21 protein-coding genes and 1 pseudogene are annotated in these 20,363 nt (G+C 50.1%); 4 read left to right on the top strand and 18 right to left on the bottom strand.

Features of this window, described 5'->3' with window-relative positions; genetic code table 11:
• The first annotated feature begins 19 nt into the window (after positions 1 to 19).
• Complete coding sequence (locus ACAF76_RS08175) at positions 20 to 1,630, top strand: recombinase family protein (protein ID WP_400162875.1); 1,611 nt, start codon at positions 20 to 22, stop codon at positions 1,628 to 1,630.
• Here the strand turns inward: ACAF76_RS08175 and ACAF76_RS08170 are convergent.
• Both ACAF76_RS08170 and ACAF76_RS08165 read right to left on the bottom strand, forming a co-directional pair.
• Positions 1,605 to 2,669: pseudogene (locus ACAF76_RS08170) on the bottom strand (YifB family Mg chelatase-like AAA ATPase); the annotation flags it as partial. The gene ACAF76_RS08175 and the pseudogene ACAF76_RS08170 sit on opposite strands and share 26 nt — an antisense overlap.
• Positions 2,670 to 2,954: 285 nt before the next feature.
• A complete protein-coding gene (locus ACAF76_RS08165) occupies positions 2,955 to 3,551 on the bottom strand; it encodes a DUF4241 domain-containing protein (RefSeq protein ID WP_400162874.1) in 597 nt (198 codons plus the stop codon).
• 1,128 nt (positions 3,552 to 4,679) lie between these two features.
• Between ACAF76_RS08165 and istA (ACAF76_RS08160) the strand changes: the two genes are divergently transcribed.
• Complete coding sequence (gene istA / locus ACAF76_RS08160; protein ID WP_400162873.1) at positions 4,680 to 5,921, top strand: IS21 family transposase; 1,242 nt, start codon at positions 4,680 to 4,682, stop codon at positions 5,919 to 5,921.
• The gene (gene istB / locus ACAF76_RS08155) at positions 5,918 to 6,697 is read left to right on the top strand and encodes an IS21-like element helper ATPase IstB (RefSeq protein ID WP_421617417.1); all 780 of its coding nucleotides are present in this window, start codon (positions 5,918 to 5,920) and stop codon (positions 6,695 to 6,697) included. Before istA (ACAF76_RS08160) ends, istB (ACAF76_RS08155) begins: the two co-directional genes overlap by 4 nt.
• Positions 6,698 to 6,897: 200 nt before the next feature.
• Here the strand turns inward: istB (ACAF76_RS08155) and istB (ACAF76_RS08150) are convergent, their stop codons facing one another.
• A complete protein-coding gene (gene istB, locus ACAF76_RS08150) occupies positions 6,898 to 7,641 on the bottom strand; it encodes an IS21-like element helper ATPase IstB (RefSeq protein ID WP_227278642.1) in 744 nt (247 codons plus the stop codon).
• Positions 7,638 to 8,246, bottom strand: coding sequence for a Mu transposase domain-containing protein (locus tag ACAF76_RS08145; RefSeq protein WP_421617678.1), 609 nt, complete (start codon positions 8,244 to 8,246; stop codon positions 7,638 to 7,640). The genes istB (ACAF76_RS08150) and ACAF76_RS08145 overlap by 4 nt, the downstream gene beginning before the upstream one ends.
• A gap of 83 nt (positions 8,247 to 8,329) precedes the next feature.
• On the opposite strand from ACAF76_RS08145, the gene ACAF76_RS08140 reads away from it, so the two are divergent.
• Entirely contained in the window at positions 8,330 to 9,550 is a 1,221-nt protein-coding gene (locus ACAF76_RS08140) for an IS256 family transposase (RefSeq protein WP_421617677.1), read from the top strand.
• Between the two features lie 19 nt (positions 9,551 to 9,569).
• Here ACAF76_RS08140 and istA (ACAF76_RS08135) read toward each other — a convergent pair whose 3' ends face one another.
• From istA (ACAF76_RS08135) to rpsP, 14 genes are all read right to left on the bottom strand, one after another.
• Entirely contained in the window at positions 9,570 to 10,496 is a 927-nt protein-coding gene (gene istA / locus ACAF76_RS08135) for an IS21 family transposase (RefSeq protein ID WP_421617676.1), read from the bottom strand.
• A 508-nt stretch (positions 10,497 to 11,004) separates the two neighbouring features.
• On the bottom strand, positions 11,005 to 12,117 hold the full coding sequence (locus tag ACAF76_RS08130) for an Ig domain-containing protein (RefSeq protein WP_400163425.1): 1,113 nt from the start codon (positions 12,115 to 12,117) through the stop codon (positions 11,005 to 11,007).
• Positions 12,118 to 12,362: 245 nt separating this feature from the next.
• Entirely contained in the window at positions 12,363 to 12,734 is a 372-nt protein-coding gene (locus tag ACAF76_RS08125) for a YraN family protein (protein WP_400163424.1), read from the bottom strand.
• A complete protein-coding gene (locus ACAF76_RS08120) occupies positions 12,731 to 13,033 on the bottom strand; it encodes an EscU/YscU/HrcU family type III secretion system export apparatus switch protein (protein WP_400163423.1) in 303 nt (100 codons plus the stop codon). Before ACAF76_RS08120 ends, ACAF76_RS08125 begins: the two co-directional genes overlap by 4 nt.
• Positions 13,030 to 14,937: a hypothetical protein gene (locus ACAF76_RS08115; protein WP_400163422.1), complete on the bottom strand. Its 1,908-nt coding sequence runs from the start codon at positions 14,935 to 14,937 to the stop codon at positions 13,030 to 13,032. Before ACAF76_RS08115 ends, ACAF76_RS08120 begins: the two co-directional genes overlap by 4 nt.
• Positions 14,938 to 14,979: 42 nt before the next feature.
• A complete protein-coding gene (locus tag ACAF76_RS08110) occupies positions 14,980 to 15,756 on the bottom strand; it encodes a ribonuclease HII (protein ID WP_400163421.1) in 777 nt (258 codons plus the stop codon).
• Positions 15,757 to 15,957: 201 nt separating this feature from the next.
• Positions 15,958 to 16,842, bottom strand: a complete 885-nt coding sequence (gene ylqF / locus ACAF76_RS08105; RefSeq protein WP_400163420.1) for a ribosome biogenesis GTPase YlqF — start codon at positions 16,840 to 16,842, stop codon at positions 15,958 to 15,960.
• A gap of 64 nt (positions 16,843 to 16,906) precedes the next feature.
• Positions 16,907 to 17,470 (bottom strand): signal peptidase I, encoded by a 564-nt coding sequence (lepB, locus tag ACAF76_RS08100; protein WP_400163419.1) that lies wholly within the window; start codon positions 17,468 to 17,470, stop codon positions 16,907 to 16,909.
• Positions 17,471 to 17,563: 93 nt separating this feature from the next.
• Complete coding sequence (rplS, locus tag ACAF76_RS08095; RefSeq protein ID WP_400163418.1) at positions 17,564 to 17,911, bottom strand: 50S ribosomal protein L19; 348 nt, start codon at positions 17,909 to 17,911, stop codon at positions 17,564 to 17,566.
• 154 nt (positions 17,912 to 18,065) lie between these two features.
• A complete protein-coding gene (gene trmD, locus ACAF76_RS08090; RefSeq protein ID WP_400163417.1) occupies positions 18,066 to 18,812 on the bottom strand; it encodes a tRNA (guanosine(37)-N1)-methyltransferase TrmD in 747 nt (248 codons plus the stop codon).
• Positions 18,813 to 18,824: 12 nt separating this feature from the next.
• Entirely contained in the window at positions 18,825 to 19,343 is a 519-nt protein-coding gene (rimM, locus tag ACAF76_RS08085; RefSeq protein WP_400163416.1) for a ribosome maturation factor RimM, read from the bottom strand.
• Positions 19,340 to 19,780, bottom strand: a complete 441-nt coding sequence (locus tag ACAF76_RS08080; RefSeq protein ID WP_400163415.1) for a YlqD family protein — start codon at positions 19,778 to 19,780, stop codon at positions 19,340 to 19,342. The genes rimM and ACAF76_RS08080 overlap by 4 nt, the downstream gene beginning before the upstream one ends.
• Positions 19,781 to 19,834: 54 nt before the next feature.
• Complete coding sequence (locus ACAF76_RS08075; protein WP_400163414.1) at positions 19,835 to 20,062, bottom strand: KH domain-containing protein; 228 nt, start codon at positions 20,060 to 20,062, stop codon at positions 19,835 to 19,837.
• A gap of 23 nt (positions 20,063 to 20,085) precedes the next feature.
• The gene (gene rpsP / locus ACAF76_RS08070; RefSeq protein WP_005834322.1) at positions 20,086 to 20,358 is read right to left on the bottom strand and encodes a 30S ribosomal protein S16; all 273 of its coding nucleotides are present in this window, start codon (positions 20,356 to 20,358) and stop codon (positions 20,086 to 20,088) included.
• Between the last annotated feature and the right edge of the window lie 5 nt (positions 20,359 to 20,363).

Genomic DNA, 20,363 nt, shown 5'->3' with positions numbered 1-20,363 from the left:
TACTAGGAGAGGATAAAACATGCGATTGGCAGTTTATGCCCGCGTAAGTTCTGATGATCAAGCTGAACGTGGTACGATCGAAAACCAGCTCGAATTTGCCCGTAAGTATGCTGATCTCCATCAACTGCAGGTAATTAAGTGGTACAAAGATGACGGAGTTACGGGTACTATTCCCTTGGAAGCACGTCCAGTCGGCCGAGAGCTTCTGGAAGAAGCAAAGAACGGAGAATTTGATTTACTCCTGATCTATCGTCTGGACAGGCTCGGTAGGTCGGCTAGGATTATCCTGAACTCAGTACATGAATTAGAGAGTCACGGAGTCAAGATTCGTTCCATGACAGAACCTTTTGACACCGGAGATCCTTCAGGACGCTTTCTTCTTACCATTTTGGCTGGCGTAGCTGATTTGGAGCGTGAGACCATCCTGGAGCGCCTCTGGTACGGCTCAAACCGTGCTGCAAGGTCCGGGAAGTGGTTGGGGGGTATCGTCCCTTACGGTTACCGCGTAAACAGCGAGGGCTACCTAGAGATTTGTGATGACCAATTACCCCACTCAGACATGTCCGAGGCGGGGGTTGTCCGTCTTATTTTTCACATGCTGGCCAACCAAGGCCATTCTTGTATCAAAGTCGCGGATTATCTAAATGCTCTCGGTGTACCCACTGCGTATGCGAAAGACGATCGTAAGATTACTCGAGGTAAACGAAAAGAAAATACGGCCGGCATTTGGCGACCATCCAGAGTTCGCGGGATTATTACCAACACTACATACAAAGGACTCCATCGTTATGGTAAAAGAAGCTCAAAAGAACGTGAGATCATCGAACGTGATGTTCCGGCGATCATTGATGTTGAAACATGGGAAAAAGCACAGAAAGTGTTAAGGAACAACCAGCTTGAGGCTACACGAAATACGAAATACCAATACCTCTTGCGTGGGCTCATGAAATGCCAATGCTGCGGTCTAACTTATGTAGGTGTCCATTTTCCAGGGAATCAGCGTGCTCCCAAAGGGTATTACATATGCACTGGTAAGCAGGCTTATAAAGGCCCTATGCAGGGAAAATGTACATCGAAAAACATTCCACAGAATTGGATCGAGGAGTTGGTGTGGCAAGATTGTTTGGCATTTTTAAACCAGCCTGAAGACGCACTCCAGGAAATAGCCGCCACCATGCAAACAAAAGAACAGAGGAAGGACGATATTGAGTCTGAGCTTACTCTTATTCGTAGGTCAATTGATGAAAAGGACACAGAGCGCCAAAGCATCCTAGACCTTTTCAGACGGAACATTATTACCTTTACCGATTTAGAAAAGCAGATTCAAAAGATCAATCAGGAAAAAGAAGTTTTAGAGAACCGGTTGGTGGAATTACGGAATACATTGGATGCAGACCAGGATTATTCAGACAAACTCCAGAATGCCTTTCAGTTGCTTACTATTCTTCGCAAAAAATTGGATGACAAGCTTACCTTTGAATCAAAACGGGAAATCGTCAAGACCCTGGTGGATCGAATCCAGGTTCATACTATCCGGGACGAGTATAACGATCGTCCACGTGCATCAGTTAACATTCGGTATTCTTTCTCCAAGGATATTAACTACACGGACAAGGATTGCAAGAACTAATCAATAAAAATCGCGCAGGAAAGGTAAACACTTGCTTGGATCGGGCAATGGTTACGACACCTGCTTCCAACGGTTGCCGCAGCACTTCCAGGACGTGACGGGAAAACTCCGGCAGCTCGTCGAGAAACAATATCCCGCCATGCGCGAGGCTGCACTCACCAGGGCGGGGAATTTGCGCTCCCCCGCCAACTAGCGCTGTAGCCGTAATTGTATGATGCGGTGCGCGAAATGGCCGCTCGCTAATCAGCCCGCTCATCCGTGTAAGCTGGCCGGCAATGCTGTATACTTTTGTCACCTCGTAGGATTCCTCCACCGTCATCTCCGGCATAATCCCCGGCAGACAGGTGGCAAGCAAGGTCTTCCCCGAGCCGGGCGGACCGATGAGCAGCACGTTGTGAAAACCGGCAGCGGCTATTTCCAGCCCCCGCTTGACGAACGGCTGGCCATACACGTCACGAAAGTCCGGCTGTGCGGCGTTCTCTCGCAGACGAATTCTCGTCTGGCTGGTGGATGTCCGTACGCTTTGTACGTCCCATCCCTCTGCCCAATACCGGGCCGCCTCCGCCAAATTGTCTGCGGGAAGAACCGTGATTTCCACCAGATTGGCTTCTGCCTCGTTTTGTCGTGGCAAGATGACGTGCGTAAAACCGTGCCGTTTGGCCTCCAACAGGATCGGCAGCACCCCCGTCGCCGGACGCAGCGAGCCATCCAACGCCAGCTCGCCCAGCATCAAAATTCGTCCTTCGCGTGACGGTATTTGTTTGGACGCGAGCAATATCCCGATGGCAATAGCCAAGTCGAAACCGGAGCCTTCTTTTCGCTGGTCTGCCGGGGCGAGATTGACCGTGATCCGCTGCATCGGGTAGTCGAAACCGGCGTTGCGCAGCGCTGCCCGCACGCGGTCGCGGGCCTCTTTTACCGCCGAACCGCCGAGTCCGACCAGATCAAACTGCGGCAGACCGTTTGCAATATCCGTCTCGACGGTAACGATCATCCCGTCGATTCCATATATGGTTCCTGAAAAGCTGCAGGCGTACATAGCAACTCCTCCCTCTATTTTAGGGTAGGAAAAGATAGAGGGTGGTTGCAAGAAAATGAGGAATACGTCATTACGTCTCTCACATCATGCTTGAGGGGAAACTATTGCTGTCTAGTCCAAACTACTTTTTTAACTTCCATATGACCACCCAAATCTTCTTAGTGCTTCTGTGCAAGAACATTTTGTCTCATAGTGCCAAATGTCTACGTATGTTATCACCTTATTCCGACACAAAACCACAAAACCTCCTGACCAGTGATCAAGAGGCTGTGTACTGTCTTCTATTCAGAGTATGTTAAAATCCGTAACGATCGAGACTATATTCCCGCCTTCGTCAAATCCCCAATATGAAGCATAAAAACCATCTCCGTAACCAGAACGGAAAATCATAACATTTAGCGCCGTTTCTTGACTTACGATGAGATTGCACCATGTATCGTTGTTCTCGGTCAACAAATCATCTAGAACGTCATCATAAAAGCTAATAAAATCTTCTCCGCGCTCTCGCTGAATTTTGGTTTCTAATTCATCCATTTTTATGATCGCTTCAAGGTCAGCAAAACAGCCTAGCCCTGTATCCACGGGATAGCCGTATATATGCCCTTCCTCTAGTTCTTTTATGCGCTGTCCCTCTTTAGTAGCCATTTCCCAACGAACTGGCTGAGATTCTGAAAACTTCAACTCAACCGCCGCTATGCAGTCTTCTTCGTCGTTCCACCAAGCAACAACTGGATACTCCCCAGGTGCTATTGATCGTTCGAATGGAACCGAATGGGGAATCAATGGATCGCAGGCAACAATTTTACCCGAATAAAGTTTCAGCTTTTCCAGAATTTCTGGACGTAGTGCTCCATTGTATATCTCTTGCAGTAACTTCGACATATTTTTCAAACCTTTCTATTCGTGACGTTAGTATAACTAGTATCTTCTAACAAGCGCTGATTTGTTTCCTGGTACTTTTACAAGAACTGTCATTAGTTAGAAGGTAGGATAAATAGTAAAATTATACAACAGGAACATACGTTCTATTCGAGGCGATTTGGTGAAACGGTCGTATTCGCCCACACCACTCGAAAGCTGGCCAAGTCACTTTTATGAGCAGTTAGGGATTCAATCACCGGAAGAATTGGATGAACGTCGTATCGCTAAATATTGAACATCCATCCCATTTTCAAAGAAATTCCTTCCATGTCGCACGAACTCAGTCGTTTCAGAAGTATCACTATTGACAACAGGCTCCCTTCACAAAATCCAAAGAGAGCACTTTTTACCATGAACTAGGTCATATCCTACGTCATGCTGGCAGGCAGACTATGATGCCGGTTGCTTTCCGTGAGTTGCAGGAATGGGATGCGCGGAATTTTTCTATGTATGCCCCGCAGTCGGATTCTCGTCTGGCTGGTAGATGTCCGCATGCTTTGTACGTCCCATCCCTCTCCCCAATACCGGACCGCCTCCGCCAAATTATCTGCGGGAAGAACTGTGTTCTCCATTATTTTACATGTTTATCCCACAGTGACTTGTCGTAGTAATCAACACACAGCCCTTGAGAGTCTACAGTGAAAAGATCTAAATGATAGTGTGCGTGGCCATAACTGCTTAAGAAGGCTCCTGCTCCCGTTCTTGAAAGGGGCTCAAAAAAACCAGACGTGTATTCGAAAACCATTTTACACCCGATTAAAAACAACGTATCATAATTGCTTTTAATCAGTATCTTATCCTTATTTTCTTCGTAATGAAATTTTTGATAATCATCATAATGTAAATCAGAGAATTTTCTCGGATTGAGCTCAAAACTCCTGATCTGCCCTTTTTGCTGATGTAATTTTTGCCTTATCTCTTTCCATTGAGTCAGTTTACATTGTAGCGAATGATGGAGTAAAACCAGTTCATTATTCTTTTTCTTATTCGAAAATCGATCGAGTGTCAAAATCGGTTGTAAAATCCCCAATATCAGCGGTTTAAAATTCCCCAGAAAAAGCCGACATACTCTCCGGGAGGAGAGTAAATATGGTGAAGAATGGGGAGTTTTTTGTGATCAAAGAAATGCGTCTGAAAGGTATGAGTATTACCCAAATTGCTGAAGAAATGGGACGGGATCGAAAAACGATTCGAAAATGGCTCCTGAAAGAAACGCCAGAGAGCTATCCTTCTCGCAAACCACGTCCCAGCAAGTTGGATCCCTTCAAGGATTTCATCCGTACTCGAATGTCTGAGGGCTGTCAAAATGCCCGCATCATCTTCGAAGAAATAAAAGCCCGCGGCTATACCGGAAAGGACACCATCTTACGAGACTTCATGAAGCCGCTGCGCCCCCACTTTCGTTCAAAAGCAACTGTGCGTTACGAAACGAAGCCTGGACAACAAGCGCAAGTAGATTGGGGACATTTTCGAGCAAATGTCAACGGAAAACAAAAGCGTCTTTACGCTTTCGTCATGGTGCTGGGTTATTCACGCATGATGTATGTAGAATTTACCGAGGACGAAAAACTGGAAACACTCATCGGTTGTCATCTTCGGGCTTGGCAGTACTTTGGGGGTGTGCCTCAAAGTTGTTTGTACGACAACATGAAAACAGTTGTTTTTGGTCGAGATGACAATGGTAGGGTGATCTGGAACGAGCGTTTCGCCCGCTTTGCCAGCCACTATGGGTGCAAACTGCTGAGCTGCAAGCCCTATCGGGCTCGAACGAAGGGAAAAGTGGAGAGTGGGGTGGGTTATCTCAGAAAGAACTTTTGGCCTCGCATCGGCACTTTTACCGGGCTGCAAGATCTCAATCAACAAGTACGCTTTTGGCTGGACACCGTTGCAAATTGTCGCCTTCACGGAACCACCCATCAAATGCCGAATGAACGATGGAAAGAGGAAGACCTCCAACCTTTGAACCTCGTGCCTTTTGCTGTTGTGGACCGGCATTACCGGAAGGTGATGAGTGACGCTTATGTTTCTTTTGAAGCCAATCGTTACTCTGTTCCATGGGAGCACATCGGTCGAGTAGTAGAAATTCAAGATGAGAAAAATGGAGTCTTGCGATTTTATTGCAATGGCCATCTTATCGCGGAACACCCCAAACAGTGGGGGCGTCATCAGACCGTAAGCATAAAAAAACACTTCGAAGGAATTCGCACATCTACGAGCAAACCGGTTCCCCAACCTACACCCCGTTATATGGCGAATTCAACACCCGAAGTGTTGGAACGCTCTCTCACGGCGTATGAAGAACTGGCGGAAGAAGAGGTGACGCTGCAATGATCTTGCAAGAACGCCTGTTGGAAGCGTCCCGACATTTTGGATGGGTACGCATCCCCGAGATCCTCCACGATCACGCCGAAGAAGCATCCAAACACAACATATCGTATTTGGAGTTTTTGGACAAGCTTTTACAGGAGGAATTAGCCGCTAAATACGAACGATTTTTGCATACAAGAACGCGATTAGCACGGCTTCCGTTCAAAAAAACACTAGATGAATTTGATTTCTCTTTCCAACCCTCCATCGATGAAAGACGTATCCGTGACTTGGCGACTCTGGGTTTTATCGAGCATCAGGAAAACCTCATCTTCTTGGGCCCACCCGGTGTTGGTAAAACTCATTTGGCCGTTGCGCTTGGATTGGAAGCAATCAAGCAACGCTATACGGTTTATTTTATCACCGCCCACGATCTGGTGCAGTCGCTTCAGACGGCCCATGGCAATCGCACGATTGCCCAAAAAATGCGCGCGTTCACCAAACCAGATTTGTTGATTATCGATGAGATTGGTTACCGCAAAATGGACGAAACCGCTGCTCACTTCTTTTTTCAGATTGTATCCGAACGATATGAAAAAGGTTCATTGATCTTGACTTCAAACAAATCGTACGGAGCCTGGGGAGAGATTTTCGGAGATACCATTTTGGCCACTGCGATTCTGGACCGACTTCTTCACCATTCCAGTACGATCAATATCAAAGGGGAGAGTTATCGCATTAAGGAAAAGAAAAAAGCAGGTTTCTTCCGACCAGAGCCTGCTGAAGTAAACAACCAGTAGCGACAAAAATGGGGGATTTTCAACCGATAGTTTTGGGGAAAATTAAATCGATATTGACACGAGATGTATTGGCCAGTCTTTTTCTGTGTTTGGCAAATAAATTGTGAATGTCAACCAAAATGTTGACCACAGTGCTCATCAAAAAATTGACCACCATGGCAAAAATCAATCCACCCGTCGGGTGGGTAACTTTTTCATGATCACGATCTTTGAATGCTCTGTTTAAAGCGATAACTGTCCCCATTCATTGCAAAGATGTGGGCACGATGGGTAAGCCGATCAACCAGGGCTGACGTCATTTGCTCATCTTTGAAAATCTGTGTCCATTCCGTAAATTCCAGATTACTGGTAATGATCATGCTTCCTTTCTCATAGCGGGCCGCACAAAATTGGAATAATAACTCCGCCCCGGTCCGACTGAGAGGGACAAACCCGACTTCATCCAAAATAATCAAATCTGTTTTCAACCATTGCCTCTCTAGCTGGAGAATTCGCTTTTGGGACTGAGCTTCCATAAGCTCATTGCATATTTTAGCGGCAGTCCAAAACTGGACGGAATAGCCATGATGGCAAGCTTCCTTCCCGAGTGCAATGGAGAGATGAGTTTTGCCAGTGCCAGAGTTTCCGATAAACATGATGTTCTCTGTCTTTTCGATGTACTCACAGCGAGCCAGTTGAAGCAATTTGGGCTTGTTGAGAGACGGAATGGCTGAGAATTCAAATTGATCGATCGTTTTCATAGAAGGGAATTTGGCATGCTTGATGCGACTGGCGATTTGGTTAGCATCCCTTTGCTGAACTTCTTGCTCTAGTAGGGCTAAGAGGAACTCCTCGTAGGGAATTTGCCGTTCAGCAGCATCATGGGCAATTTCCTTATAGACACGTTTAATCGCAGGTAAGCGAAGGCGTTTCGCATAGGTTTCAAGCAAGAAACTCGTACTCAATGAACCACACTCCTTTTCTGTAACAAACGATTGTACTGGCTAAGATCTGGGGCCTTTACCTGAATACGTGGAACAGAGCTATCCTCCACCAACGAGAGTTGGGGTAGACGGTGTTCCGGCAATGTTCGCTGAAACAATAATTGCCTTACGGCATCATATTGGAACATCCCTTTTTGGCAGGCCTCCTCCAGTGCTTCTTCGACAAGAGAAGTATCGAATTCACGGTGCAAAAGCAAGAGTCGAACGAACTCCTTCATCCCTCCTGGTCGGTTGCGGCACTTGTCCAAGAACTTTTGGTAAATGGCGGGTAATCCTGCCTGATGCAATGGTCTAGCATAAAGAACTGCTCCTGGACGAATAAGAAGTAAATCCAGATAATGATCGTATTGCAAAATCTCCTTTCCCTTTTCCAAACACCGCTCATGCGTCGCAATCAGGCTTTTTCCGTGATACACCTCAACTTTTTCAGCAAACACTCGGCAAGTAAGCTGGGTCGATGCATAGGAAACGGGGACGGAATAGGCATTTTTCTCAATGTGGATCATGGATAGCGTATTGCTTTTCACGGGTACAACACGGAAACAATCCAATGGCCGTGGAGGCAATGGAAGAGTCTATAAACTATTTTGTGTAAACTCCTAACCTTCAAATAGAGTACAATGAATTCAAAGAAAGGTTGGGAGAGCCCATGAGCCTGATGTCCAAAGAGCAACTCAAGCAGTGGATCAAGGAAAAGAACATGCAATCGGTGGACGACGTGCAATTGGCCCTGAAGGAGTTGTTTGCCGAGACTCTTCAGGAGATGCTGGAAGCGGAACTGGAGACGTCTCTTGGCTACGCCAAGCACGACACGAAAAACAAGAAAACCACCAATAGCCGGAACGGCTACAGCAAGAAAAAGGTGCGTTCCGAGTACGGCGATGTGGACATTCAGGTACCGCGTGACCGGGCCAGTGAGTTTGAGCCGACCATCGTCAAAAAGAACCAAACGAACGTGACGGGTATCGAAGACCAAATCATTGCCATGTATGCCAAGGGTGTTTCTACCCGCGACATTCAGGATCACCTGCAGCAGCTCTACGGCATCGAGGTTTCTCCTACCCTCATCTCCAACGTGACCAACAAGATCGTCCCGCTGATCAAAGAATGGCAAAACCGTCCCTTGCAGGCGGTATACGCAGTCGTGTTCCTGGATGCCATTCACTTCAAGGTGAAACAAGACGGTGCCATCGTCAACAAAGCCGCCTACATGGCCATTGGCATTGACTTGGAAGGCCACAAAGATGTACTTGGCATCTGGATCGGGGAAAATGAATCGGCAAAGTTCTGGCTTCATGTCTTAAACGAGTTGAAAAACCGGGGCGTGCAAGACATCCTCATCACCTGCGTGGACAATCTTCGCGGCTTCTCCGAAGCCATTTCCGCTTGCTATCCCATCACGGAAATCCAGAAGTGTATCATCCACCAGATTCGCAACTCGATCAAATACGTTTCCTATAAAGACATCAAGAAAATCACATCGGCCCTGCAGCCGATTTATAAAGCGGCCACGGAAGAGGCCGCCTTGGAAGAACTGAATCAATTCGAGCAAACGTGGGGACAAAAGTACCCCCTTATTGTCCGTTCCTGGCGTACGAACTGGGCGGAAATCTCCACCTTTTTCAAGTACTCACCCGAGATTCGCAAACTGATCTACACAACCAATGTCATTGAGAGCTACCATCGCCAACTGAGAAAGGTCACCAAAGGAAAAGCCATTTTTCCTACAGACGAAGCCCTGCTCAAAATGCTCTACCTGGCAACCATGGATGTGTTACGAAAGTGGACGGGGAGAGTTCAGAACTGGGGCCAAATTCTGTTACAACTGTCCGTTCAGTTTCCGGAGCGAGTTCAACCATATCTCCTCTGAGCCTAACGGCTATTGGAGTTTACACAAAATCATTGACAGACCCCAATGGAAGCATGATAGGCAACTCTTGAGCAAATGCTTCTCCAACCGTTAGTGAAGACCTTGGAACGGTTGTATTCTCGTAAGAGATACATTTTTCGAGGAGGATTTGATTGAGCTCCTCCAGAGAAGAAACACTGGGTACAGGGGTAAAAAATTGCCTCTGAGCAAACTGTACGAGGTTTTCCACCTGGCCTTTTTGATGCCCTTTTCCGGGATCACAGAAATAGCTTTCAAACAGGTAGTGGGCACGTAGCTGAGTAAATCGCTCTTGTTCCTCGCGATTTTTACCCTCCAATACCTTCTTAACGGCTGTTGTCAGGTTGTCGTATGTGATGACTTGGGGAACAGCACCGAAAAATTCAAAAGCATCTACATGACCTTGGAGAAGAGCCTCTTGCTTCTGATGAGCAAATGTTTTGATAAAAATCTTTCTGCTGTATGTGCAACGCATACAAAAGACTTGAACCTTTACTTGTTTCCCTTGTAAATGAACCGTAACCTCACCCCAGTCAAATTGAGCAAAGCGCCCTGGCGGGAAATCGAGAGGGACAAATGCTTTAGGGGGAGAAACCCGCAACTCTCTGACGTAGCGTCGTACAGTAGATTCACCGCCGGTGAATCCATGTTCGTCAACGAGTCTCTGGTAAATGCGTTTGGCAGTATGACGCTGCTTCGGGGGAGCTTGTTCATCTTGATGCAGCCACTCCAAGATGATGGGCTTGACAGAATCAATGACTGGCTTTGGCTTCGGTTTTGAAAGCTGATACACAGGAATCTCAGAGGATTTCAAAGCCTTTCGTATCACTTGACGGGAATAGCCGGTCTCTCGAGAAATTTGGCGAATCGACTTTCCTAGCAGAATGTGTTGTTTCCTGATAAACTCGTAATTAGCCATCTGAAGCATTTCCTTTCCTCCTATATCTTGTGGTCCGACAACTTCAAGATACAGGAAAGAGGTGCTCAGGTGGTCAACTTTTTTATGAGCAATGTACCACTAGGTGGTCAATTATTAGATTAGCATTCACAATAAATCATCTTATCTCTGTGATCTGCACTTAAAAGGAACATACAAGCTAAATACTGTAGCGATCGTTGGTTGCCAAAAATCATAAACATGTCTCTATCGAATTCACAGGCATAAATATCCTTTGTATGGTTTGCAGGGACTAGAACAATGAACTTTCTGTTCTGAAGCCAAATTTCTTTCTGCAGCAATCGGATTTTCAAAGCAACCTCCAAAAGATTCTTTGAAAATTGAAAATTTATAAAACCATACTCAAGCGTTACAAGTTCGGCTTACTTATAGAATCTCTTTACTAAGTAAACCCGGGCAATTACATCATATGAACAATCATACCAAACAAAAACCCGCTGAACACACCATTCAGCGGGCTGCAATCTACTAGAAAACCTTAACTCACCTTCACGCGAATCTTCACTTGCTCTCCCTTGTACTCGGCAGTGATAGTAGCACTGCCTTTCTTCTTACCGGTAACTACCCCGTCTTTTACTGTTGCGACAGCAGTTTTGGAGCTTTTCCATTTTACGTCCTTGCCAGATATCGTTTTTCCTTTGTATTTGATTTTGATTGTTTCATTTTTCCCTGCTTTTACGGAGATTTTGTCATTATCTGCTTCCAGCTCATCTCCGGGGCTTACCGTCACTTCGATCTCGACTGTTTGACCTTTATATGTAGCGGTAATCGTCGCTTTGCCCTCGCCTTTTGCGGTGATCTTGCCCTTTGATACTGTAGCGACAGACGCTTTGGATGTCTTCCAGGTCGCCTGGGATGCGGTCAAGGTTTTGCCGTCGTACTTCAGTCTGGCACTTTTCTTGTCTCCCACCTGCAGGGCGTATTTTGTCTTGCTTGCCTCCAGTTTGCCGTCCTTGCTGTCTTTTCCATCGGTTACGGTGACGGTAATCGATACCGACTCGCCCTTGTATTTGGCAGTAATCGTGGCTGTGCCTTTCGCCTTCGCAGTAATTACCCCGTTCTTCACTGTCGCTACCGACGATTTCGAAGTGGACCAGGTCGCTTTCGATCCGGTCAGCTTCTCGCCGTCATAGGTCAGGGAAATGGTTTTGGTCTTGCCTTTTTCCACCGTTACTTTGGAGTCTTTGGCGACGAGTCCTCCGTCCTCATTGACTGTCACAGTGATCTTGACGCTTTCTCCGCTGTACTTCGCCGTGATTGTCGCTGTCCCCTTTCCTTTTGCCGTAATGACACCGTCTTTTACCGTCGCTACCGTAGATTTTGAGGTCGTCCAGGTGGCTTTCGAAGGTGTCAGCGATTTTCCGTTATGGGTCAGCGTGACTTTCTTTGTCTTCCCCTTGTCCAGCTTGACGCTGCTCACACTGGCCTTCAGCTTGGCTGCAGCAGCCTGAACGGCAGCAAGCTGGCCGATGTCCACGCTATTCGCAGACTGGGCGTGAACTGGGACCTGAATAAATGCAAACTGGATACCGCTTACTGTTACCGCTGTTACAATGGTTGTTGTCATCCATTTCTTCGCTCGTTTGAACACAATAAAACCTCCATTTCTTTCCTTATCGTAGATCACACGATTCGAAAAAAAGTAACAATCCGGTAACAAAAAAGGGAAAATACAAAAAAAGGCCTTCCAGTTTATATCTGGAAGGAGATGGTACTGCTTTGGAGGAGTTACATCGCGTCGAGTACACTACATAGTACGTCGAGGCGTACCCGCTTGCTGTAGACGTATCCCCATTATGCGGGCGCGAACAGCGCCCTTTTTACCTGCTGCAGCCATTAAAAGGCATGCTTGACATGCTCGATTTTGACCTGCTGCTGGTCGGTCACCCGGGCGGGACATGTGATGGCGATGACGTCAAAGCGGAACGACGAAAAACGGCCTGTTTGGCGTTGCAAGTAAGCGAGGGCCAGCTCGCGCAGCTTTTTCTGCTTGCGCCAGTTTACCGATTCCCCAGGGGTGCCGTAGGCAGTGGACGTTCTCGTCCGCACTTCGACGAAGACCAGCATCTGCTGGTCCAGGGCGATCAGGTCGATCTCGCCCTGCCTCGTCCGCAGGTTGCGTTCCACGATCTCATACCCTTGCTGCTGCAAATACTGAGCCGCCAACTGCTCCCCTTTTTGTCCCACTTCGCGACGCCGATCGCTCATCCTTTGTTTTTGCCTCCCTTGTCCAGCCGGTATACAAAAGAAAGAATTTCCGCCACTACCTGATACAGCTCCGGGGGAATTTGCTGATTCAGGTCCAGCTTGCCCAACACTTCTACCAGTGAAGGGTCTTCCTGGACCGGGATGTCGTGCTCCCGCGCTGTCTTCAGGATATTGTCTGCAATATAGCCTTTGCCCTTTGCCACCACCTTGGGCGCTTCCATCGTGCCGGCCTGGTACTTGAGCGCGACAGCCTGTTTTCTCTTGTTGGGTTCGCCCTGTCTGCCCTGCTCCTGACTCATACGCGCAGGTCAACTCCCTTGTAATCGGCCATCATCGACGACACGGCACTGGAGGCAGCCTGCGGGATCTTGCTTTGCTGCTCGGGAATCGCAGTAAAGCGCATCGCCGAGAGCTGATAACCTACTTCCGCGAGCTGCTCGGCAAAGCCGTCTCGCATCGCCTGCGCAAGCATCTCCAGACCAGGGGTGTCATTGTATATGTGCAGATTGACGATCTTATTGACAATATTGACATCGATCATTGTCGTGCCCAGTTCTTGCAAGTCGAGATGGAAAAACAGCCGGCAGTTTTCCGCATCCAGTGGACCTCCGCCCTTTTTTTGCGACTCGATCTGTACATATGCGGTCTCGTCGCCATTTTCGGTACGAAGCGGGATTTGCAGCACCACCTGGGTCAAGACCTGGTTGGAAGACGATACCATCATCAACTGCTGTCCTGTCACCTGCTGGAGCAACTGGTCGGCAGCTTCCCGCAACGCCGCTGGGATTGTCGCAGAGTTCGCCTGGGTGAGCTGGAGCAGCATCGATTTCACCGACTCCATCTGTTTGAGCGATTGCGCATCCCACGAACCCTGTGACAGGGTCTGCGCCATCAGCTCGCGTTCATGGGACAACCCCAACTGACGGAACAGCTCCATGATCGGGTTGCGCTGCTGTGATGTCGCGGCAGTCGCATCCGCTGCAGAACGTGCGGCCGCCGTCTGCATCGCCTGCTCACTCGGTATACCCGACGCTTCACGCGACAGTCCCGCTGCCTGAGCAGGCAACTGGCTCGGTTCGGTTGCACCCGTCCGCGCAGTTGCCGTTCCTGCCATGCTGCTGGTAGAGTTTGTCCCGATCGGTCCGGGCTGACTGTCCTTTGCCTGAGCCGCAGTATTTCCTACAGCTTGTCCTGCCTGAGCGGTGGCTGGCTGAAGCGGCTGATCCGGGCGTCCGTTGGCGACGACAGCCTGGGGTGGCGTCGCAGGATTTCCAGCGGGGCTAGCCGATGCTTGTCCTGTATTGGCAAGCACGTTTGCATTCACCGCGCTCCCTGGGGATGCCTGTGGCGCTTGCACGGGTGTCGAAGCAGGAGCTGCCGATTGTCCATTGCTGCGCGGTTGTGCGGCAGAGACTTGCACTTGGGACTGGACCTGAGTCTGGTCAGCCGCGCCGCGCGAGATCCCGGCTTGTCCCGGACTCGCTGGAGCTTTTCCTTCCGCGTCTTCTGCACTCATCAGCAGCACGGGAAGCCCTGCCAGCTTGTCTCTGATCTGTCCGACCAACTGGCGCATATCCACGTTCGTGCTCGCCTGCATTTGCCCTTGGCGAACTGCCTGGTTTTCGTCCAAAAATTGCGAGGCTTGCTGCAAAAAGTTCTGTACCACCTGACTGAGCGGTTTTTCAGACAGAAATGCCTTCAAGCCGGACACCGTATCGGGTGTAAGCGGCAGATTTCGCTTCATCGCCATCAGGAATGCCTTGATCGTCCCCTCATCCATCCCGAGCCGCTGAACCACGCTGGCAATGGCCTGGACCGCTTCCCGCGTCACGGGCAGATTGGCATTGACCAAGGCTTGCACGATGGCACGGCTCTCCTTTGTTTCGGGCAGTCCGAGCGAGCGGATCAGGCTTTCCAGCGAAGCATCCTTTCCATTGGCCGCTACCGGGGCATCCAATACCTTCAAGGTGACGACATCAGAATTGGGCTGCACCTGCAGCCACGCTTTTTGCCCGGTCTCCAGATTCGCCTCCAGTTTTGCCTGTACCTGCATGCCGCCGATTTGCACCAACGCCATATTTTCCGGGTACTGTTTGATCACCGTCCCGCGAAACACTTGTCCAGGCGTCAGCTCGACCGTTTTCGGCGAAGAGACCGAAGAACGCTGGATCATCGATTGCACCAAACTCGATGGGGAAAACATGGGGGAAAACCTCCTCCTGTAGACGACTTCAAAATAAGAGCGCTAGGCCTGCTCCTTGACACCGGCAAACGTCATCCGGTGCAGCGGCGTGGGACCGAAGCGAGCGATTGCAGCCACATGCTCTGCGGTCCCGTAGCCTGCGTTTTTATCAAATCCGTACTGGGGGTACTGTGCTGCGTACTCGGCCATCATCTTGTCCCGGGTAACCTTGGCTACGATGGAGGCTGCCGCAATCGAGACGCTTTTTCCGTCGCCGCCGATGATCGGCACCTGCTCGCATGCAAGCCCGGAAAGCTGGACAGCATCGAGCAGGCAGGCGTCAGGCATCATCCCGGCGTTGTCGATCGCCAGTCGCATCGCTTCCTTGGTCGCTGCCAGGATGTTGATCTCGTCGATCCGTCTCGCGTCTACGATGCCGATTCCGACTGCAAGGGCATCGCGCATGATGACTTCGTAAAACGCTTCCCGCGTGGCGGCAGGCAGCTTCTTGGAGTCGTTGAGCCCTGGCAGATAAAAGTCTTCCGGCAGACAGACGGCTCCTGCGACCACTGGTCCTGCCAGCGGTCCGCGCCCGACTTCATCAATGCCAAACACGTGGACATGCCCTTTGCTGCGCAGCATCCGCTCGTACTCCGTCATCTCCGTCCACTGCCGGGCGAGCTGCTCTTGCCTGGCCAGCACTGCTTCTACCTGACGCACCAAGGCTTGTACGCCTTTTCGTTTATCTTCTTTCAAATATTGTAAAAAATCTTTGGGTACCTCGTCCAATATTTCGAGTCTTTCCCGTATTTCCTTTATCGACAGATTCGCTACATTCATTCACTTTTTCTCCTTATGTATGTCAATCAGCCGCCTGCGTCCTGCTAAAAGTCTGAGCTCGCATGTTACGTGAACACAGGCAGCCACCAGAATCCGGCGGCGTGGTCCTTCCTAGCATAGCATGATTCATTCGGAACGTACAAAAAAACCGCCTATCACGTTGATAGACAGTTTTCTCAAGCACGAAAAGCGTGGGGGCGCCTACATCAGCGGCTTGCCGATCGGCTCCTCCATCTCCCAATCGATCGGACGCTCCACACTGACCCGTCCCAGTTTACCAGAGCGCAGCTCGCGCAAAAACAGCTCTGCTGCCTTGTCGTAGTCAATCTCGCCTCTGGAGATGATGCAGCCGCGCTTTCTGCCGATTTCTTCGAGCATCGCGACCTTGTCTTCCGGCAGCTCCTGCAGCTTGTAGCGCTCCAGCAGCCGTTGTGGATAATAGTGCATCATGTAGCTGATGACAAACAGTGCCACTTCCGTGAAGTCGATCAGCTCATCCTTGATCGCCCCGCTGGCAGCCAGGCGCAGTCCCACCATCTGGTCTTCGAATTTGGGCCAGAGAATCCCTGGCGTATCCAAAAGCTCTAGCGTGTCGCCTACCTTGACCCACTGCTGGGCTTTCGTCACCGCGGGTCGATCCCCTGTCTGCGCTACCGAGCGCTTGGACAGGCGGTTGATCAGCGAGGATTTGCCCACGTTGGGGATACCGAGGATCATAATCCGGATCGCCCGTGCCTGCATGCCTCGCTCCGCACGCTTGTTCAGCATGTCCGCAGCCAGTTCGCGGCACAGTTCGGTCAGCTTGTTTACCCCTTTGCCGCTGAGAGCGTCAATCGGCAGCGTGCGAATACCGAGGTTGCGAAAATAGGCTGTCCACTCGTCGGTCACCTTTTCGTCCGCCATGTCCGCCTTGTTTAACAAGATCAAGCGCGGCTTGTCACCGACGATCTCGTCAATCATCGGATTGCGACTCGAAAGTGGCAGACGGGCATCCAGCAGCTCGATCACGACGTCGATCAGGTTGAGCTTTTCCGTTACCTGTCTGCGCGCTTTTGCCATATGTCCGGGAAACCATTGGATCGTCATGTGCTTCACCTGCCTATGTGTATCGTTGTACATGTATTTTTCGTGGATGAGGATGGCTCTATGCCTAGCGCGTCATGCGGAACTCGGAAATCGGCCAAAAGGTGAATTCCGCTCGTCCGACGACCGCGCTTTCCTCGATCGGGCCGATGACTCTGCTGTCTTCGCTGTTCAAACGATTGTCGCCCATCACGAACAGATGGCCTTCCGGAACTGTCACCGGCGGGAAGTCGTGGGTAAAGTTGCGTTCGCCCTTCGCCCTCGCCCGCTCTTCCTTTCGTTCCAGATACGGCTCGTCTACAACTTCTCCGTTGACAAACAACTGGTCGTCTTTCATCTCGACGGTATCGCCTTCAACGGCAATGACCCGCTTGATGTAGTCCCGCTCTTCGTCTGCGTGAAAGACGATAATTTCGCCTGGTTTCGGGTCTCGCAGGTAGTAAATCGCTTTGTTGACAACGAGCTTTTCATTGTTATGTAACGTCGTTTCCATCGATTCTCCCTGTACGATAAAGGGAGCAAACAGGAAGGTGCGGATAAGAAAGGCAAGCGCGATTGCGATCACAAGCGCCTTGATCCATTCCCATGATTCATGTTTCTTGCTTCGATGGGAGGTAACTTCTTCACTCATACTCTCGATCCCCCTTGCCTGACTCCACCTGCTAAAATGGAAAAAAAGGCCTGGCTTGCAGGCCAGCGCCTTTTTCTATGTGTGAACAAATGCTTATCGACGAATTTCTTTAATACGAGCTGCTTTACCCACACGGTCACGCAGATAGTACAGTTTCGCGCGGCGAACTTTACCATGACGTGCAATTTCGATCTTTTCGATCTTTGGTGTGTGCACCGGGAACGTACGCTCAACACCAACGCCGTAAGAAATCTTACGAACAGTGAATGTTTCGCTAATACCAGTACCGCGACGGCGGATTACTACGCCTTCGAACAACTGGATACGCTCGCGCTGACCCTCGATAACCTTAACGTGTACACGAACAGTGTCACCAGGTCGGAATGCAGGAATGTCCTGTTTCAATTGCTCTTTTTCCAGTTCACGGATCACTTGGTTCATTTGAATTCCCTCCTTCCAATCAGACGTTCTTACTCGTCTTCTATGCCAATCGGCTTACAGTCGAATGATACGAGTAGCGGACCGCCTTAGTCAGCGGGCAAAATTGCCACAAGACTTATAGTAACATATGGAGCGGCAAATCACAAGGCGGATTCTACGAGTTGTCCCCGTTTTTTTTCTCCTCCTCAATCTCCGCCAACAGCTTTTTCATTTCCGTTGTCAATTCCAGCTTCTCCAACAGGTCGGGCCTGCGCTCCACAGTACGGCGCAGCGACTCCTTGAGACGCCAGGTGGTGATGTTGGCATGGTGCCCGGAGAGCAGAATGTCCGGCACCTTCCAGCCGCGAAATTCGGCCGGTCTGGTGTAGTGCGGATACTCCAGAAGCCCGGTAGAAAAGGAGTCTTCTACCGCCGACGTCTGATTGCCCAGCGCGCCGGGCTGCAAGCGCACGACGCTGTCGATGACGACCATCGCCGCCAGTTCGCCGCCGGTCAGGACGTAATCGCCGATCGATATTTCATCGGTGACGAGATGTTCGCGAATCCGCTCGTCATACCCTTCGTAGTGACCGCAAATAAAGATCAGATGCTCTTCCTGCGCCAGCTCCTCAGCCAGCTTTTGATTGTAAGTCACGCCTTGCGGACACATCAGGATGACGCGTGGCTTTTGCTCCCCCGCGATCGCCTCTACCGCCCGGAACAGCGGCTCTGGCTTGAGCACCATCCCGCCGCCGCCCCCGTACGGCGTGTCGTCTACCGTACCGTGCTTGCTTTCCGAGAAGTCGCGAAAGTTGTTCACCTCGAACTGGACCAGCCCTTTTTCGCTCGCTTTTCCCAGGATGCTGCTGGAGAGCACACCGTCAAACATCTCGGGAAACAGCGTCAGGATGTTGATACGCATGCTAGTTCCTCCCTACAGCAAGCCTTCCATCAGGTGGCACACGACTCGCTTGTTGGCGATGTCCACCTGCTTGATGCAATCGTCTATGTACGGTAACAACACTTCGCCGCGTTTGCCTTTCACCACCCAGACATCGTTGGCTCCTGTCTGCAGCACGTCGACGATCTCACCGAGTTCTTCTCCCTCGTCCGTGACGACCTCGCAGCCGATCAACTGATGGATGTAAAACTCGTCTTCTTCCAGCTCCATCAAGTCTTCTTCCGGAATTTTCAGCTCTCCGCCTTTAAACGACTCTACGTCGTTGATGTGCGGGTAGCCCTGGAAGCTGATGATTTCAAAGTCCTTGTGCACGCGCCGGGTCGCCACTTTCAACGCAAGCGGCTCGTCCAGCGACGGATGAAACAAGTATAGCTGGCTCCCTTTGCGAAACCGTTCGTCGGGAAAATCGCTGGTGGAAATGACCTTCACCTCACCGCGCAAACCGTGCGTGTTGACCAGCTTTCCCACTGTGTAGAAGCGTTTTTCGCTCAATCCCTTTCCTCCTTTGCTCGAATCGGCAGTTCTGTTTGCCGGATTTCATGTACCCGTCCGTCTTTTACCATGATTTCCGTTCCTGCCATGATTTCATCCCATACATCGCCGAGTTTGATCTCTACCGGGCTTTGCACGGTCTGGTAGTCCAGCTCTGCACCGACCGGCAGCTTTTCTGCCTGCATCAACTGAAACTGAAGATTCGCGATCGCCTCCTGGCGCCGTTTCTGCTCACGCTCTACTTTCTCCTGGGCGAGCGCGTACCGTTCCGCGGAAACCTTCTTCGCATCGGCGAGGATTTTTTTCGATTGAAACTGCCATTGTGCCCATTCGTTTTGCTGCTGCTCCATTTGGCGGCGGAACTTCTCCATCAGGGCGGCCCGCGAGGCTTCCGTGATGATCACCTTGACCTGTACGTTGCGAAAAATCGTGATCATGCTGCCACTCCCTTTCGATGAAAGTGCAAAAAGACTGGGAAGCTCCCAGCCTTTTTATACAATCTCAACGGTGACGCGCTTGTCCGTATCGACGGCAGCAGCCATCACAACAGTTCGCAGGGCTTTGGCGATTCGCCCCTGTTTGCCGATGATTTTCCCCATATCATCGGGGTGCACCGACAGTTCAAAGACGAGGATTCGTTCCTTGTCCACTGCGTTGACACGAACCTCATTCGGATGATCGACGAGAGCCTTTGCGATCGTTTCGACCAGTGCTTTCATCATCAGACCTCCCGATGTCCGGCTTACTTGCCGTATTTGGTTTCGTGTACTTTTGCCAAAACGCCTTCTTTGGAGAGCAGGTTGCGTACGGTGTCAGTCGGAGCCGCACCGTTGAGGATCCATTGTACCGCTTTTTCGGTATCAATTTTCACCACTGCTGGTTGTGCAACCGGGTTGTAGTACCCAATCTCTTCAATGAAACGGCCATCGCGAGGGGAACGAGAATCAGCTACTACTACACGGTAGAAAGGAGCTTTCTTGGAACCCATGCGTTTCAGACGGATTTTTACTGCCATGTTGA

The organism is Brevibacillus sp. TJ4 (assembly GCF_044627595.2).
Classification (GTDB): domain Bacteria; phylum Bacillota; class Bacilli; order Brevibacillales; family Brevibacillaceae; genus Brevibacillus.
The sequence above is the reverse complement of the archived record's forward strand: the minus strand, read 5'-3'. Positions and strand labels throughout refer to the sequence as shown.

Coding starts and splice junctions, on each gene's coding strand:
- ACAF76_RS08175 (WP_400162875.1), top strand. CDS start 20: ATGCGATTGGCAGTTTATGCCCGCGTAAGTTCTGATGATCAAGCTGAA.
- ACAF76_RS08165 (WP_400162874.1), bottom strand. CDS start 3,551: ATGTCGAAGTTACTGCAAGAGATATACAATGGAGCACTACGTCCAGAA.
- istA (WP_400162873.1), top strand. CDS start 4,680: ATGGTGAAGAATGGGGAGTTTTTTGTGATCAAAGAAATGCGTCTGAAA.
- istB (WP_421617417.1), top strand. CDS start 5,918: ATGATCTTGCAAGAACGCCTGTTGGAAGCGTCCCGACATTTTGGATGG.
- ACAF76_RS08140 (WP_421617677.1), top strand. CDS start 8,330: ATGAGCCTGATGTCCAAAGAGCAACTCAAGCAGTGGATCAAGGAAAAG.
- istA (WP_421617676.1), bottom strand. CDS start 10,496: ATGCTTCAGATGGCTAATTACGAGTTTATCAGGAAACAACACATTCTG.
- ACAF76_RS08125 (WP_400163424.1), bottom strand. CDS start 12,734: ATGAGCGATCGGCGTCGCGAAGTGGGACAAAAAGGGGAGCAGTTGGCG.
- ACAF76_RS08120 (WP_400163423.1), bottom strand. CDS start 13,033: ATGAGTCAGGAGCAGGGCAGACAGGGCGAACCCAACAAGAGAAAACAG.
- ACAF76_RS08115 (WP_400163422.1), bottom strand. CDS start 14,937: ATGTTTTCCCCATCGAGTTTGGTGCAATCGATGATCCAGCGTTCTTCG.
- ACAF76_RS08110 (WP_400163421.1), bottom strand. CDS start 15,756: ATGAATGTAGCGAATCTGTCGATAAAGGAAATACGGGAAAGACTCGAA.
- ylqF (WP_400163420.1), bottom strand. CDS start 16,842: ATGACGATCCAATGGTTTCCCGGACATATGGCAAAAGCGCGCAGACAG.
- lepB (WP_400163419.1), bottom strand. CDS start 17,470: ATGAGTGAAGAAGTTACCTCCCATCGAAGCAAGAAACATGAATCATGG.
- rplS (WP_400163418.1), bottom strand. CDS start 17,911: ATGAACCAAGTGATCCGTGAACTGGAAAAAGAGCAATTGAAACAGGAC.
- trmD (WP_400163417.1), bottom strand. CDS start 18,812: ATGCGTATCAACATCCTGACGCTGTTTCCCGAGATGTTTGACGGTGTG.
- ACAF76_RS08080 (WP_400163415.1), bottom strand. CDS start 19,780: ATGATCACGATTTTTCGCAACGTACAGGTCAAGGTGATCATCACGGAA.
- ACAF76_RS08075 (WP_400163414.1), bottom strand. CDS start 20,062: ATGAAAGCACTGGTCGAAACGATCGCAAAGGCTCTCGTCGATCATCCG.
- rpsP (WP_005834322.1), bottom strand. CDS start 20,358: ATGGCAGTAAAAATCCGTCTGAAACGCATGGGTTCCAAGAAAGCTCCT.